The sequence below is a fragment of the Citrobacter sp. BDA59-3 genome, assembly GCF_015167655.1.
In the GTDB taxonomy this organism is placed as follows: Bacteria; Pseudomonadota; Gammaproteobacteria; order Enterobacterales; family Enterobacteriaceae; genus Phytobacter; species Phytobacter diazotrophicus.
In genome coordinates, this window is the sequence record NZ_CP063427.1 from 3,365,969 (window position 1) to 3,380,179 (window position 14,211).

Here is a 14,211-nt window from a genome sequence, read left to right on the forward strand (position 1 = left end):
GGGTTGATTAGGAATGTAATCATTATTTGTCTTATGGATAAGACGAAAAGTCTGAGAGTTAAAGGAGTCATATGAGCAGAATACCCGCACAACGTGAATATTTCCTTGATTCCATCCGCGCGTGGTTAATGTTGCTTGGGATCCCTTTTCACATTTCGCTGATTTATTCGAGTCATATGTGGCACGTGAACAGCGCGCACCCCTCATGGTGGCTGACTTTGTTTAATGACGCGATCCACGCCTTCCGTATGCAGGTGTTTTTCGTCATTTCCGGCTACTTCTCTTATATGCTTTATCTGCGCTACCCGCTACAACGCTGGTGGACGGTACGCGTCGAGCGCGTTGGTATCCCGATGCTGACCGCCATTCCACTGCTCACCCTTCCGCAATTTATTATGTTGCAATATGTCAACGGACGCGCGCAGGACTGGCATACGTTATCGCTGTACGACAAATTTAACACCCTGGTGTGGGAATTGATTTCTCATCTCTGGTTTTTGCTGGTACTGGTCGTTCTGACGACGGTCAGCATGTGGTTGTTCCGCAGAATTAAAAGCAATGCGGCCCGTCTGCTCGACAATATTACGCTGGGCAAACTCTCCCTGGCGTTTCTGGCATTCGGCATCATTTACGCGGCATTCCGCCGACTCGTATTCATTATTTATCCTGATATATTGCGCGACGCGCTGTTCAATTTCGCCGTCATGCAATCGCTGTTTTATATCCCCTTTTTCCTGCTGGGCGCCCTGACCTTCATTAATCCGCGCCTCAAATCGCTCTTTATTAACCCCTCCCCTGCCTGTTTTGTTGCTTCGATTATCGGCTTTGCCGCCTATCTGCTGAATCAACACTATGGCAGCGGTGATGGCTGGATGTATGAAACCGAATCGGTGATTACCATGCTGCTGGGTTTATGGATGGTGAATGTGGTCTTTTCGCTGGGTTATCGCATGCTGAATTTCCAGTCTGCCCGCGTGAGCTATTTCGTTAACGCATCGCTGTTTATCTATCTGGTACATCATCCGTTAACGCTGCTGTTCGGTGCGTGGATAACCCCACATATTCATTCTAACTTGCTTGGATTTACCACCGGCCTGGTGTTTGTCATTGGTTCTGCGCTACTGCTCTATGAAGCACACCTGCGTATTCCGGTGCTGCGTTTCCTCTTCTCGGGTAAGCCGGAAGGTAAAACCAGCAACACACATGCGACAGCGCGTTAATCGAAGAGTGGCTGCCTGAAAATCAGAGCAGCCACTCAACCGGCAGGCGTGACGCCAGCCGTACCAGCATCCGTTGCCAGAACCGCGTCTGCGGTTCTTTTTTCAATACCGTCTCCTTGCCGTTTTGCAACGCCACCCAGTTAATACGTCCCCAGCGATCAAGGCGTAGCTGCCAGGCTGCCGCACGCTGACTGCGCAAAAAACGGTGGTGAATCCGCTGCGCCAGATCGGCACTGTCAATCACAAAACCCATTTCGGTGTTCAGCATGGCCGAGCGCGGATCAAAATTAAACGATCCGATAAAGACCTTTTCACCGTCGATACTGAATGTCTTGGCATGCAAACTGGAGCCGGAATTCCCGGTCAGCCCACGATCATGGACCGGGTGTGCCTCATCACGAGTTGGCTTAAGTTCATACAGTTCTATTCCGTGGCGAAGCAGCTTCTTGCGCCAGCGCGCATAGCCCGCGTGAACCACTGAGACGTCATTCGCCGCCAGAGAGTTGGTAAGAATAGCGATACTTACACCTTTGCGCGCCAGACGAATAAGCTGGGCAACCCCCCGACGTCCTGGAACAAAATAGGCCGAGATAATATCCACCTGCCGTTGCGGTGTACCCATCACATTATTCAGACGCTCCGGTAACAAGGTATGCGTACGTGCTTTTCCCTGCCCTTTACGCGGGTCATCGCTCAGTAGCCGGGTTTTTGCCCAGACTATGGGGAGCGTCCCGGACTCGAGCTGACTGGCAAAAGGGGTAGATTCCAGCTTGTTCCGGTAGCGCACTGCGGTGATATCCTGATACCAGGCCTCCGGCAAACGGATGCGCCCGGCGATCTCTTCGCGTGGCAAATCCAGTACCGCATGCAGCGGCGACACGGACTCAGAGTGCCAGTAGCGGGAAAAATCCTCGCTGACATCCCGTACCACCGGGCCTATCGCCATAACATCAAGGTCGGTAAATAATGGCTCTTCCCCGGCGCCAAAATAGGCATCTCCGACGTTGCGGCCACCGACCAGCGTCACCACACCATCGGCAGTAAAGCTTTTATTGTGCATACGACGGTTGAGGCGAGCGAAATCGGTAAGATATCCCAGTGCTCGTAGCGTGCGAAATGAGAAGGGATTGAACAGGCGAACCTCAATATGCGGATGGGCGTCAAGCTGGCGTAAAACATCATCCATGCCAAGCGTATTGTTGTCATCAAGCAGCAACCGGACGTGAACACCGCGATCCGCAGCCTCCACGAGCGCCAGTAACAGCAGCCGCCCGGACATATCATCCTCCCAGATGTAATACTGCACATCCAGGGTTCGCTGGGCCATTTCCGCCAGGCGATAACGCGCCACAAAAGCATCCAGGCTGTCATCAAGCGCCACCAGCCCGCACAGGCCTGGGTGGGCCGCGCACAATGGCGTGACAGCGTGCCCCAGCCGTGTATCTGGCGGCGGGGTCGCAGGCTCTTGCGAGGGGAAATCAGGTTCATCGAATATTTTTATTGTCATAGCTGTCAAAGTATATCTGCCCGCGCCGCGTCTGGTGGGGTAGATTATCCGAAACGCATCGCCGCAGGCGTTCTACGCCTGCGTTCGTTAACAAGAAAATGGGTAGGTAAAAGGAAAAGTATCGCAGCGATGCGCTGGCCATCCCGTTTTCCATAAAGTGCGGCTGTCCAAGCCGCATGTCAGGACCAGAATGGTTTTCGTAAAGGCGATAATCAGCAACCTGCCGGCATCTTATCCTCCGACATTCGTCTGCGTTCCACGCTGTGTAAGCAGTCGCCGATACAACCCGGCGTTTTCGTCATCAAAGCAGACAAACACCACCCGACGTATTTGCGGATGGTCAGCCAGAAATGCCTCGACGGTATTGACGGCGATTTCTGCGGCGGCGGCTTTCGGATAACCATAGACGCCAGTGCTGATCGCCGGGAAAGCAATGGATTCGTAGTTATTGGCTTCGGCCAGCATCAGGCTGTTGCGATAGGCATCTTCCAACAGGTGAACATCATGGTCATCTCCGCCATGCCATACCGGACCGACAGTATGCACTACGGCTTTTGCGGGTAACTTTCCGGCGGTGGTGATCACCGCATGTCCAGGCGGACAATCCCCTTGCTCCTGACGTACGCGCCGACAGGCCTCCAGCAATGCCGGACCAGCCGCCCGATGAATGGCACCATCCACCCCACCACCGCCGAGCAGTGATGAATTCGCCGCATTAACGATAACATCCACGCTGACGGTGGTGATATCCCCCTGAATAACCTGCATTATCGCTTGCATGTTTCTGCCTCGTGGCTTTCTCTTCTCTCAAGTGTAGCGCAGCCAGGTATGAAAATTGATCAGGCCCAGTCTGCATTATTCCGCACGTTGAGCCTGTAAAAAGATCAGTTATAGGTGATGTCCATTACAGCCAGCGTATGCGCGGGGTTGAGGTAGTTGATTTTCATCGTCACAAGGTTGTCGAAGCCACTCTGCTCATGGGCAAGGTTTTTCAGGGAGAATTGTTGGGTTTTCGCCTGTCCCTGGCGGTCACAGGCTACCGTCGCACGATGGGCGTCGACACGGACATCACACGGGGTTTCGACAACGGCCCCTTCAAAATAGATAACACCACCGGTCGCCGCTATCGCAACAGAGCTGCATACGGCGGCACAGAAAAGGGCTGCTGGAAGAAGCAGCATATGTGAAGTTGACATATATACCTCAATAATGTGTGGTCTTTGCAGGTGGTGAGAGGGGCACCGCGCAGACACCTTTTAAAACAAGATGTCAACTTTATTTATACATTAATTAATCAAATTTAACAGCCATGAAACAAATTATTTTTCAGAGAAACATTCATTAAATGAATAGGTTACAGCGTTTGCTGTGATGTCCAGCGCTGAGACACATTCACTGACTGGCCATCCGTAACGGTAACCACGATGTCGACACTATCCTGCGCTTCAATATTCATGCTTAAGCGCATCAACGATGTCGGTTGATTCGCGATAAATTGAACCGTCTTACGCTGCTGGGTGCGGCTCTGGCCGCCCTCCCCCTGTCGCGTTGCCAGAATCTGCACCTGACAGAGGCAATTTTCAGTGAGTAAAACCTGAGGGGTAATCGTGTACATATCGCCGACGCGGGTCGTGTCGAAGGTAATCTGGCTGGACAGCGCGGCAAGTAATAACAATGTATTCATAACGCCTCCCAAAAAGAAACAGGGCCGTAGCCCTGTTTCTTCAAACGATATGTCTGTTAGTACTGGTTGGCAGTGGCGTTGTTGCCGAAACCAACCTGATGAACGTTTACGGTAGAGCCAGAAGCAGTCTGGTTGACCAACGCACCATTACCGCCACCATACTGGCTGACAGAAATTGTAGAGTCTCTGCTGTTCCACTGGTCAATAGTTGCGCTGTTATGGAAACCGTTTTGTGACAGGCTGATGGTGCTGTCATCAGAACCCTGACCAACATCAGCACCGTTGCTTGAGCCATTCTGGCGAATTGTCGTTGTAGAATCGCGAGCATCGGATTGCAGTGCCAGCGCGGAGTTGCTGCTACCGGTCTGGTAGATGCTCAGTTCAGAGTCCGGACCGCCATAGTTATGGCCGCCATGACCTGAGAACTGCGGGACGCTGCCTGCAAAAGCACTGGCTGAAACGACGATCGCTGCTACTGCTGCCACTTTGAAAAGTTTCATGGTTAACCCCCATCGGATTGATTTTAAAGCCACAATGACATCAACGTTGTATTACGCGTATGTCCATTTGCGACTGTTTCTGGACAACGACTGCTGTTTTCTGTGTACCGTACTGAGTAATACTCGCCCTGTTACCCGACCCTTTTTGGATAATCATTGCGGTGTTGCCGTAAGCGCCTTGCGTAATATTCGCGTCATTAGCACTGCCCGACTGATCGATATATGCAAGGTTATATGCTCCTGACTGGTCAATTTTTGCCGAATTGCTCCCGCCGTTTTGGGAAATAACTGACAATAACTTCGAGCCAGTTTGATTAATTTGTGCGTTATTATTTGCACCGGATTGACCAATAATGGCCGCTTTATTGTAGGCAGCGGCACTTAATTCATTCACCGCCAGGTTATATTCCGAACTTGCCAAATCATAACCTGTAGCGGCGGCGAACCCAGGTGCACCCAGCATTGTTAACATCATAAATAACAACTTGTTTTTCATGTTGTCACCCTGGACCTGGTCGTTTATTAAAAAACAGTTTAAATATTTGTTCCGCTGGCGATAACACACTCAATTAATTTGTTAACGCTGCGTTACGGAAATCAGTATGGTCAGGTCGTAAAATAAAATATCTCACCCGCGATTCGTATTTTTTACTCCCTAATTAATACCAAAGTATGAATATTCGTATTGGTACAGTCAGGCGTATATAGAGAGCGTATTTAAACCATTTTAAACTGGCGGGTTTGCTTATAACAATTTGGTTGTAACGAAGTAATCAGTAAGTATGTTCTGCGAAGGAGATAACATTTCTTCGTTCGACCTTCACAATGCCTCCTTTTTTTCGATGCACAAATTGGACATCATCCCTCATACCAAAATCTTTGTTATGGTATGAATAATGCTACTTTTTAATTACTAGAAATATAATTAAAATACAATGACATACAATAATTTGTATGATTTTTTAAATTTGTGCAAGTATGATTCCGTGTACAACTTACCTATCAAAAAGAAACAATAAAAAATCAATTAAGAAATATTTTAATATTTATTTTTACATTACGTTACATGTTTAACACTTGCTTTAAGAATGGCAATGACTAGATTGGAATTAGCAGCACTCATTTAGATTTATTAATTTCCCTTAATTGTTAGGGATTAAGTATTTATTACTACACACAGCAACACAACATCTGTCAGTACCTCTGGTTCCCCACCTTTTGGGTGGGGAAGCTGCGGATGTCCTAAACGCGGGGTTTCATCATGTTCAGTGAAGTCCAAAGTTCGTACAATCATGCATTGTTGTTAATTACCAAACCCTCTCTGCAGGCAACAGCCTTGTTGCAGCATCTGAAACATTCTCTGTCGATGACAGGAAAATTGCATAATATTCAACGCTCTCTGGATGATATCCCCAGTGATTGCCTGGTGTTATTCGATATGATGGAGGCGGATAAGAAAATCATTCAATACTGGCAGGACGTTTTGTCCAGAAAAAACAATAACCTAAAGTTATTGTTAATGAATACGCCTGATGACTATCCGTTCCGTGAAATCGAAAACTGGCCACATATCAATGGGGTATTTTACGTCTCGGAAGACGAATCCCGCATGGTTGAGGGATTACAAGGGATCCAGCGCGGCGAGTGTTACTTTTCACAAAAGCTTGCCAGCTACTTAATTACCCACTCTGGAAATTATCGTTACAGCAGTTCGGAGTCGGCATTGCTGACCCACAGAGAAAAAGAGATTTTGAATAAGTTGCGCATTGGCGCATCCAACATTGAAATCGCCCGCTCTCTGTTTATCAGCGAGAATACGGTAAAAACGCATCTTTATAATCTTTTCAAAAAGATAGCGGTTAAAAACCGAACTCAGGCAGTCTCCTGGGCCAACGATAATCTCAGGCGTTAACGCCATGAAACGCGCATCGCATTACCTTGCCGCAGCAACATTCTTGCTCGCCGCCGGGAATCTGCACGCTGTCGAAGTGGAGATTCCCGGTTTATTAACCGACCATACAGTTTCTTCGATCGGACACGATTTTTATCGTGCTTTTAGTGATAAATGGGAAAGTACCTGGACAGGGAATTTAACTATCAATGAAAGACCAAGTGCTCGCTGGGGAAGTTGGATAACCATCACGATTAATCAAAGTGTTGTTTATCAGACATTTATGTTCCCAACGCGGCGTGATTTTGAAAAAAACGTTGATATTGCACTTGCACAGACACACGAAGCACTCGACCGTCGCCAAATTGATCAGGCGCTACTGAGCACCCGCGATTTAGCGACAGATGAATTCTAAAACACGATAAATATCCGGAGGGTAACATGCGTATCGCATATGCCGTCATTTCATTAATGTTGATAACACCATTAAGTTGGGCGGGACAAATGACATTTCAGTTCCGTAATCCTAATTTCGGTGGTAATCCTAATAATGGCGCATTTTTATTAAATAGCGCGCAGGCACAAAATTCTTATAAAGATCCCAGCTATAAAGATCTTGGCGTTGATAGTCCATCAGCGCTTGATAATTTCACTCAGGCTATTCAATCACAAATACTGGGTGGGTTATTAACAAATATAAATTCCGGTAAACCAGGTCGAATGGTAACCAGCGACTTTATTGTTGATATTGCCAACAAAGATGGACAGTTACAATTAAATGTAACTGACAGAAAAACAGGCAAAACGTCGACTATTCAGGTCTCAGGTTTACAAAACGGTTCAACCGATTTTTAAAGCATCGCCATTACAGGACAATAATCATGCAGCGCTTATTAATACTTCTGGCCGTGTGTTTATTAAGCGGATGCTTAACTGCGCCGCCAAAACAAGCCGCCAAACCTACGTTATTACCTCGGGCACAAAGCTACAGTGATTTGACACATTTGCCGCTGCCTTCCGGTAAAATATATGTGTCGGTGTATAACATTCAGGATGAAACCGGGCAGTTTAAACCCTATCCGGCCAGTAACTTCTCGACCGCCGTTCCGCAGAGCGCGACTTCCATGCTGGTGACGGCGCTAAAAGATTCACGCTGGTTTGTTCCACTGGAACGCCAGGGACTGCAGAATTTATTGAATGAGCGCAAAATCATTCGCGCGGCGCAGGAAAATGGCACGGTTGCAATTAATAACCGCTTCCCGCTCCAGTCATTGACCGCAGCAAATGTCATGATTGAGGGCTCGATTATCGGTTATGAAAGTAACGTGAAATCGGGGGGCGTTGGCGCGCGATATTTTGGTATAGGTGCGGACACGCAATATCAGCTCGACCAGATTGCCGTTAACCTGCGTGTGGTCAACGTGAGTACCGGGGAAGTGCTTTCGTCGGTGAATACCAGCAAGACTATTTTGTCCTATGAAGTGCAGGCCGGGGTATTCCGCTTTATTGACTACCAGCGTCTTTTGGAAGGCGAAGTGGGCTACACGGCTAACGAACCGGTCATGCTTTGCCTGATGTCAGCGATTGAGACAGGGGTAATTCTGCTGATTAACGACGGTATTGACCGTGGGCTTTGGGATCTGCAAAACAAGGCAGAGAACAAAAACGAAGTGCTGGTTAAATATCGCGAGATGGCAGCGATGCCTCCGGAATCCTGACGGCAAACGCAGAAAAAGCGTGACGGGTTAAATCGTCACGCTTTTTTTTGTTCTTTTGTCATCTCATCAGCGTTACGGGCTGCGAGCCACAGGCCGCTGTTTTTCATGGCATAACCAAACAACAACCCGACCACAAGCGAAGGCACTATCATGCGCCAGTCGCCCTGCCCCGCAAAAGTGGCGCACGCGCCAATGAAGGTACCCGGAACGAAAGAAAGCAGCAGATTTTTCGCCTGGGCACACATCAGAAACGCCACCAGCCCGGTCATGACATACCCTACAATCTCCAGATGCGGAGCCAGCGCGCTACCGTGAATAATCACCAGCGCCCAGGCTACCCCGCTCATTAACGTGCAGGCAGAGATTAACAGGCCTTTAAGACCACCTTGCGGACAGGCAAAGTAGGCGGTACAGCCAAGGAATCCGGCCCAGCCGATCAGACCGAGAGAGACGGCAACCCAACCCCAGAGACCGGAGAGAATACCTGTTGTTAATGCAATAGAGAGGAGTATGTTCATGGCGCGCATCTTAGCAGATACGCGCCTTATTTATGTGACAGAAGACACAATAACTGCAATATCACATCCCTTGTTGCATTATGACTGTGATTTAAGTCACACTCATTCCTCTGCGGATTCCTGCAACTCATCCCACATGGCAGAGAGGGCATCACGCGTCAGCGGTGCCATAGTACGCCAGAACGGGGTGGTAGCATGCGATTCCACTTTGCCGAGGAAAGTGCCACACCATGGCAGCAGATATTCTGCAAACAACGTTTCCAGCGCTTCACTTTCATCTTCTGCCGACTGATCTTCAAGCCACGAGGCGGCCAGCAGCAAGGTACCAAAATGGTCCGCAGGTGCGTCTGTCAGCGGCATACCGCGAGTCGAGAGAAATGCCCGCACTTCGGCCTCCGTAGCACCATCCACCCATGCGCTACGATACGGGGAAACGCGGCACTCGTTGCCGACAAACAGCGCGTTGAAATCAGCGGCCAACCCCTGCGCGTCACAATTCTTTTGCAGACGCTCCAGCATTTCATCCTGCTCCAGCGGCCAGTTTTGCGCCAGCTTCCCTTCACGTATGAGGGTATAGAGCGGCACGAGTAAGGGATCCTGTGGCTGACGATAAAACAGTGAACCCAGTACGCGGCAAAGGATGGAAAATTCGTTCATGCAATGATTCCAGTAACTAATTAAAAGTCGGCAAATTCAGTAATAGGCGTCATTCCGCGCGCTTCAAGGAAGCTCAGCATCCGGCGCGGTGTGACATTCAGAATACGATCTTCCGGGAAGTCGACCTCATCAAGGATTTCACGGCACTGCGCAAATTCACCCAGCGTAAATGCTGTATGCGAGTCGGAACCCAGCGCAACCCAGCCGCCCGCATCACGCACGGCGGCAGCAATCGCACGGCAATTCGCTTCGCTGCCTTTCCGCGAATGAAGAAAAGAGGAGTTGTTGATTTCCAGGGCCACGTTGTACTTCGCAGCAGCAGCGGCAATCGCCGGGATATCGACCGGATATTTTGGATTACCCGGATGACTGATGATATGTGCATAGCCATTCGCCATTGTCGCAATCATCGCCTGCGTATTGGTGTCTTTATCCTGTGGGGCAAACACCGGTTCGTGAAAGCCTGCAATGATCAGATCCAGCGAAGTCAGCATAGGGCCGCTACAATCGATTTCCCCTTCAATATTTTTGATGTTGGCTTCAATGCCGCGCAGAATGCCTACGCCATCCACAACACGTGGCCAGATACGCATGTTGATGAAGTGCCAATGGTGCGGCGCATCTTCCATGTCAGGGCCATGATCGGTAATAGCGAAAAGCTTAATCCCTTTTTGCTTTGCTTCGGTAATGTAGTCTTGCAGGGTGCTATAGGCGTGGGTGCTGGCGACGGTATGCATATGCAGGTCAACGGGATACATGAAACTCTCCTGTAGTTGTTTCTGCAAGGATAGCAGTTATCGCCGCCATTTTTAATGAAAAACCCGGTCTGACGCGCAAGTGTCATTAATAACCGCGAAGGCGATCGACACGACCTTTCACCCTTTCGCCACGTTCAAGTTTATCGATCGCAGCAGCAATAAAAGCAATGGCCTCATCTGCACGGGTGGTGGCCGCAATATGCGGCGTCATGGCTACACGGGGATGCGCCCAGAGCGGATGCTCGGCTGGCAGCGGCTCGCGGCTAAAGACATCCAGCATTGCCCCTTTCACTTTGCCGCTATTAAGCGCCTGCAGAAGATCGTCTTCAACAACGTGGACACCGCGCGCCAGGTTCATAATATAGCTATTGTCCGCCAGTTGGTTTATCACGCTCAGGTTAATGACCCCCACTGTTTCTGGGGTATTAGGCAGTAAATTGATCAATACGCGTGTTCCGTGCAGAAACGCTCCAAACTCTTCCGCCCCTGCAAAACTGACCACGCCCGGCAGATCTTTACGTGACCGACTCCAGCAGCGTAGCGGAAAACCCCAGGCGTTCAGGCTGGCGGCCACTTTCGACCCCAGTATTCCGGCGCCAAGGATGCCAATGGTAAAATCTTCGCGCCGATATTCTTCCAGCTCCAGCCACCTTGCCTGCAGTTTTAATGCCTGGTAATCATCAAACCGACGGAACCAGTGCAGTACCTGGCTCACCGCATATTCCTGCATCTGCAACCCCATGCCAGTATCTTCCAGGCGAAATAGCGGGATGTGTTGTGCCAGCATTTCCGGATGCGCCTTTAGCTTACTCAGAATAGAGTCGACACCGGCCCCCAGCACAAATACGCCTTTTAGCTCACGGCCACGCAGCATCTCAACAGGCGGATGCCAGACCAGCGCATAATCGGCAGGGCTATCATCACCCTTGCGCCATTCGCGTACGTTCGCGCCGGGTAATGCCTTGCGCAATGCTGGCAGCCAGGCGGCGGGATCGAAGGTCGGGTGATAAAAGATAATCTCCATTTCTGCTCCAGATTGATGGTGTTGTTTCCCGGTAAATGTTGGGTTTACTTGCCGTTTTGTTAGATGCTTATGTTCACACATCACCTTAGCAAATATCACTGAAAGTCATCATAAAAGTGTTTCGCCGGGAAAAAAGCCAGTTTCAGAGCATTTAAGAAGCAACTTGATTGAAGTTTGTCTAAACGCACTAATTTATTGAAAAAGAAGATTGACGGAAGTCCCGGTTTTCCCTACATTAGCGCCCGTCCCGACAACATCGGGAAGGCAATGTGGTGAGGTGTCCGAGTGGCTGAAGGAGCACGCCTGGAAAGTGTGTATACGGCAACGTATCGGGGGTTCGAATCCCCCCCTCACCGCCATCATTTCAGATAAGAGCCTGTACGAAAGTGCGGGCTTTTTTCTTTTATAATCTCCCATACCAGGGGGATGAGAACCCCCGACCGGGGGTCGACAACCGGCGCCAGCCGGGTGGACAGATGACGAGCCTGCGAGGAAGCTGCCCGCAGGGCGAGCGAAGCGAGTCAATCCCCCCCTCACCGCCATCATTTCAGATAAGAGCCTGTACGAAAGTACGGGCTTTTTTCTTTTATAGTCTCCCATACCAGGGGGATGAGAATCCCCGACCGGGGGTCGACAACCGGCGCCAGCCGGGTGGACAGATGACGAGCCTGCGAGGAAGCTGCCCGCAGGGCGAGCGAAGCGAGTCAATCCCCTCTCACCGCCATCATTTCAGATAAGAGCCTGTACGAAAGTACGGGCTTTTTTCTTTTATAGTCTCCCATACCAGGGGGGATGGAAAGTTCAACTGCCAGCAATCCGCCTTTATTTCCCCTCCCCCATATGATCGATTCAGTGCGCACCGTTATCCGGTAGCCCGGATAAGCGCCAGCGCATCCGGGGGAAATCAGACAACCGGGCCTGATACCGCAAGACGAATCTGCGCATTGCCAGCCATCATTTCCCTGCCGTTGCTCATACCTTAAGCGAACAATCATCAATACCGAAAATATGCTTGACCGTTTTAGCGCAACTCCCTATAGTAGCGCCCCGTTGCCCCCCAGTGGTGTGGCAGCAAAACAATGTGGTGAGGTGTCCGAGTGGCTGAAGGAGCACGCCTGGAAAGTGTGTATACGGCAACGTATCGGGGGTTCGAATCCCCCCCTCACCGCCATCATTTCAGATAAGAGCCTGTACGAAAGTACGGGCTTTTTTCTTTTATAATCACCCATACCAGGGGGGATGAGAACCCCCGACCGGGGGGCGACAACCGGCGCCAGCCGGGTGGACAGATGACGAGCCTGCGAGGAAGCTGCCCTTTCCAATCCTTAACTCTCCGGAAATTGATGGCAGTGCGAATGCTGAACCCGCAGAACTCCAGCGGCCCATCTGAATCTTCGCAAGCAACTAAAACTCAGCAGCACATCGTTGCCCATTTTTAGTGAGTTGATGTCGTCAGCTATGGACGCTTTCATCTGGCCGCTAAACTGCGGCCATAGGACACACATCAGGCAACAATAGAAGACCGAAAAGTGAAAACTGTTACTGTTATCGGGGCTCAGAAAGCGTGAATGGCTACGCGGTCAGGGGAAAACCGCCTTAGGCCGCATCTTCGGAAAGGAGTGTATAAAAACAAAAAAACCACCCGGAGGTGGTTTCACGACACTGCTTATTGCTTTGATTATTCTTATCTTTCCCATGGTACCCGGGGCGGGACTTGAACCCGCACAGCGCGAACGCCGAGGGATTTTAAATCCCTTGTGTCTACCGATTCCACCACCCGGGCTCGGGAAGAAATTGGAGGCGCGTTCCGGAGTCGAACCGGACTAGACGGATTTGCAATCCGCTACATAACCGCTTTGCTAACGCGCCAGATTCTTCAGGCCTTTCGACCAGCACCCGCAATATGCCGATGCTTGTAAACTGGAGCGGGAAACGAGACTCGAACTCGCGACCCCGACCTTGGCAAGGTCGTGCTCTACCAACTGAGCTATTCCCGCAATATCAAGTTTTGTTCTAATCACTTGATTTTGTTATCTTCTGGCGAGCTACGCTGCCGTCTGATGCGATGCATTCTACTTACCTGACGCACTGAGTCAACGATATTTTTCAAAACCCGGATCGTTTGCTGAAAATTAACGCGAAACGATCACTGTTCAAGCAAATCTCCGCGTGCCGCGTTCAGATATTGCAACATCGACCACAATGTCAGTACCGCAGCCACCAGAAACAGACCAATCCCCGCCCACTCTACCCACTCGTTTGGACGCCACAGCATCCAGACCAGTGCAGTCATCTGCGCGGTCGTTTTCACTTTCCCGATCCAGGAAACGGCAACACTGTTGCGTTTCCCCAGCTCCGCCATCCATTCACGCAGGGCTGAAATAATGATCTCACGGGCAATCATGGTAGCCGCCGGCAACGTCACCCACCAGGTGTGGTAATGCTCTGCTACCAGCACCATTGCGATTGCGACCATCACTTTGTCCGCTACCGGGTCCAGGAATGCGCCAAAGCGCGTGCTCTGGTTCCAGCGACGCGCAAGGAAGCCGTCAAACCAGTCGGTTACGGCGGCCACCAGAAAAATCAGCGCGCATGCGAACGAAGCCCATTGAAAAGGCAGGTAAAATGCCAAAACAAAAAACGGGATAAGAATGACGCGAAACAGGGTAAGCAACGTAGGGATATTAAATCGCATAATGACGGTAACTATCTGTTGTCAGTAAATTTTGACCCT

16 protein-coding genes and 5 tRNA genes are annotated in these 14,211 nt (G+C 50.2%); 7 read left to right on the forward strand and 14 right to left on the reverse strand.

Annotated features, from left to right (window positions below; translation table 11 throughout):
- Positions 1–71 precede the first annotated feature (71 nt).
- A complete protein-coding gene (gene mdoC, locus IP582_RS15850; RefSeq protein WP_193793770.1) occupies positions 72–1,220 on the forward strand; it encodes a glucans biosynthesis protein MdoC in 1,149 nt (382 codons plus the stop codon).
- Between the two features lie 22 nt (positions 1,221–1,242).
- On the opposite strand, the gene IP582_RS15855 is transcribed toward mdoC, so the two are convergent.
- From IP582_RS15855 to csgB, 6 genes are all read right to left on the reverse strand, one after another.
- Complete coding sequence (locus IP582_RS15855) at positions 1,243–2,727, reverse strand: phospholipase D family protein (RefSeq protein WP_193793771.1); 1,485 nt, start codon at positions 2,725–2,727, stop codon at positions 1,243–1,245.
- 231 nt (positions 2,728–2,958) lie between these two features.
- Positions 2,959–3,507 (reverse strand): O-acetyl-ADP-ribose deacetylase, encoded by a 549-nt coding sequence (gene ymdB, locus IP582_RS15860; RefSeq protein ID WP_193793772.1) that lies wholly within the window; start codon positions 3,505–3,507, stop codon positions 2,959–2,961.
- A 104-nt stretch (positions 3,508–3,611) separates the two neighbouring features.
- Complete coding sequence (locus IP582_RS15865) at positions 3,612–3,923, reverse strand: type 1 fimbrial protein (protein ID WP_193793773.1); 312 nt, start codon at positions 3,921–3,923, stop codon at positions 3,612–3,614.
- Between the two features lie 158 nt (positions 3,924–4,081).
- Positions 4,082–4,411, reverse strand: coding sequence for a curli assembly chaperone CsgC (gene csgC / locus IP582_RS15870; RefSeq protein ID WP_193793774.1), 330 nt, complete (start codon positions 4,409–4,411; stop codon positions 4,082–4,084).
- Between the two features lie 56 nt (positions 4,412–4,467).
- Complete coding sequence (gene csgA, locus IP582_RS15875) at positions 4,468–4,911, reverse strand: curli major subunit CsgA (RefSeq protein WP_041851773.1); 444 nt, start codon at positions 4,909–4,911, stop codon at positions 4,468–4,470.
- 40 nt (positions 4,912–4,951) lie between these two features.
- Positions 4,952–5,407 carry a curli minor subunit CsgB gene (gene csgB / locus IP582_RS15880; RefSeq protein ID WP_193793775.1) on the reverse strand — a complete coding sequence of 152 codons (456 nt, stop codon included), beginning with the start codon at positions 5,405–5,407 and terminating at the stop codon, positions 4,952–4,954.
- Between the two features lie 765 nt (positions 5,408–6,172).
- Between csgB and csgD the strand changes: the two genes are divergently transcribed.
- From csgD to csgG, 4 genes are read left to right on the forward strand one after another with little or no spacing between them, the layout of a single operon-like run.
- The gene (csgD, locus tag IP582_RS15885; protein WP_041851775.1) at positions 6,173–6,823 is read left to right on the forward strand and encodes a biofilm master transcriptional regulator CsgD; all 651 of its coding nucleotides are present in this window, start codon (positions 6,173–6,175) and stop codon (positions 6,821–6,823) included.
- Positions 6,824–6,827: 4 nt separating this feature from the next.
- Positions 6,828–7,217: a curli production assembly/transport protein CsgE gene (csgE, locus tag IP582_RS15890; protein ID WP_193793776.1), complete on the forward strand. Its 390-nt coding sequence runs from the start codon at positions 6,828–6,830 to the stop codon at positions 7,215–7,217.
- A gap of 26 nt (positions 7,218–7,243) precedes the next feature.
- On the forward strand, positions 7,244–7,657 hold the full coding sequence (gene csgF, locus IP582_RS15895) for a curli production assembly/transport protein CsgF (RefSeq protein WP_193793777.1): 414 nt from the start codon (positions 7,244–7,246) through the stop codon (positions 7,655–7,657).
- A gap of 26 nt (positions 7,658–7,683) precedes the next feature.
- A complete protein-coding gene (gene csgG, locus IP582_RS15900; protein ID WP_193793778.1) occupies positions 7,684–8,520 on the forward strand; it encodes a curli production assembly/transport protein CsgG in 837 nt (278 codons plus the stop codon).
- 35 nt (positions 8,521–8,555) lie between these two features.
- Here the strand turns inward: csgG and IP582_RS15905 are convergent, their stop codons facing one another.
- The 4 genes from IP582_RS15905 to ghrA all read right to left on the reverse strand — a co-directional run bounded on the left by IP582_RS15905 (position 8,556) and on the right by ghrA (position 11,477).
- Entirely contained in the window at positions 8,556–9,038 is a 483-nt protein-coding gene (locus IP582_RS15905) for a DUF1097 domain-containing protein (RefSeq protein WP_193793779.1), read from the reverse strand.
- A gap of 102 nt (positions 9,039–9,140) precedes the next feature.
- Positions 9,141–9,695: a molecular chaperone gene (locus IP582_RS15910; protein ID WP_193793780.1), complete on the reverse strand. Its 555-nt coding sequence runs from the start codon at positions 9,693–9,695 to the stop codon at positions 9,141–9,143.
- 20 nt (positions 9,696–9,715) lie between these two features.
- Positions 9,716–10,453 carry a phosphatase gene (locus IP582_RS15915; protein WP_193793781.1) on the reverse strand — a complete coding sequence of 246 codons (738 nt, stop codon included), beginning with the start codon at positions 10,451–10,453 and terminating at the stop codon, positions 9,716–9,718.
- Positions 10,454–10,538: 85 nt separating this feature from the next.
- A complete protein-coding gene (ghrA, locus tag IP582_RS15920; protein WP_193793782.1) occupies positions 10,539–11,477 on the reverse strand; it encodes a glyoxylate/hydroxypyruvate reductase GhrA in 939 nt (312 codons plus the stop codon).
- Positions 11,478–11,748: 271 nt separating this feature from the next.
- On the opposite strand from ghrA, the gene IP582_RS15925 reads away from it, so the two are divergent.
- A tRNA-Ser gene (locus IP582_RS15925) sits at positions 11,749–11,836 on the forward strand.
- 724 nt (positions 11,837–12,560) lie between these two features.
- A tRNA-Ser gene (locus IP582_RS15930) sits at positions 12,561–12,648 on the forward strand.
- A 525-nt stretch (positions 12,649–13,173) separates the two neighbouring features.
- On the opposite strand, the gene IP582_RS15935 is transcribed toward IP582_RS15930, so the two are convergent.
- From IP582_RS15935 to pgsA, 4 genes are all read right to left on the reverse strand, one after another.
- Positions 13,174–13,260, reverse strand: a tRNA-Leu gene (locus tag IP582_RS15935).
- Positions 13,261–13,272: 12 nt separating this feature from the next.
- Positions 13,273–13,346, reverse strand: a tRNA-Cys gene (locus IP582_RS15940).
- A gap of 52 nt (positions 13,347–13,398) precedes the next feature.
- Positions 13,399–13,474 (reverse strand) — tRNA-Gly (locus IP582_RS15945).
- 149 nt (positions 13,475–13,623) lie between these two features.
- Positions 13,624–14,172: a CDP-diacylglycerol--glycerol-3-phosphate 3-phosphatidyltransferase gene (gene pgsA, locus IP582_RS15950; protein WP_041851800.1), complete on the reverse strand. Its 549-nt coding sequence runs from the start codon at positions 14,170–14,172 to the stop codon at positions 13,624–13,626.
- Positions 14,173–14,211: the final 39 nt, after the last annotated feature.

Excerpts from the sequence above, each read along its gene's own strand:
- mdoC (WP_193793770.1), top strand. The coding sequence starts at position 72 with ATGAGCAGAATACCCGCACAACGTGAATATTTCCTTGATTCCATCCGC.
- IP582_RS15855 (WP_193793771.1), bottom strand. The coding sequence starts at position 2,727 with ATGACAATAAAAATATTCGATGAACCTGATTTCCCCTCGCAAGAGCCT.
- ymdB (WP_193793772.1), bottom strand. The coding sequence starts at position 3,507 with ATGCAAGCGATAATGCAGGTTATTCAGGGGGATATCACCACCGTCAGC.
- IP582_RS15865 (WP_193793773.1), bottom strand. The coding sequence starts at position 3,923 with ATGTCAACTTCACATATGCTGCTTCTTCCAGCAGCCCTTTTCTGTGCC.
- csgC (WP_193793774.1), bottom strand. The coding sequence starts at position 4,411 with ATGAATACATTGTTATTACTTGCCGCGCTGTCCAGCCAGATTACCTTC.
- csgA (WP_041851773.1), bottom strand. The coding sequence starts at position 4,911 with ATGAAACTTTTCAAAGTGGCAGCAGTAGCAGCGATCGTCGTTTCAGCC.
- csgB (WP_193793775.1), bottom strand. The coding sequence starts at position 5,407 with ATGAAAAACAAGTTGTTATTTATGATGTTAACAATGCTGGGTGCACCT.
- csgD (WP_041851775.1), top strand. The coding sequence starts at position 6,173 with ATGTTCAGTGAAGTCCAAAGTTCGTACAATCATGCATTGTTGTTAATT.
- csgE (WP_193793776.1), top strand. The coding sequence starts at position 6,828 with ATGAAACGCGCATCGCATTACCTTGCCGCAGCAACATTCTTGCTCGCC.
- csgF (WP_193793777.1), top strand. The coding sequence starts at position 7,244 with ATGCGTATCGCATATGCCGTCATTTCATTAATGTTGATAACACCATTA.
- csgG (WP_193793778.1), top strand. The coding sequence starts at position 7,684 with ATGCAGCGCTTATTAATACTTCTGGCCGTGTGTTTATTAAGCGGATGC.
- IP582_RS15905 (WP_193793779.1), bottom strand. The coding sequence starts at position 9,038 with ATGAACATACTCCTCTCTATTGCATTAACAACAGGTATTCTCTCCGGT.
- IP582_RS15910 (WP_193793780.1), bottom strand. The coding sequence starts at position 9,695 with ATGAACGAATTTTCCATCCTTTGCCGCGTACTGGGTTCACTGTTTTAT.
- IP582_RS15915 (WP_193793781.1), bottom strand. The coding sequence starts at position 10,453 with ATGTATCCCGTTGACCTGCATATGCATACCGTCGCCAGCACCCACGCC.
- ghrA (WP_193793782.1), bottom strand. The coding sequence starts at position 11,477 with ATGGAGATTATCTTTTATCACCCGACCTTCGATCCCGCCGCCTGGCTG.
- pgsA (WP_041851800.1), bottom strand. The coding sequence starts at position 14,172 with ATGCGATTTAATATCCCTACGTTGCTTACCCTGTTTCGCGTCATTCTT.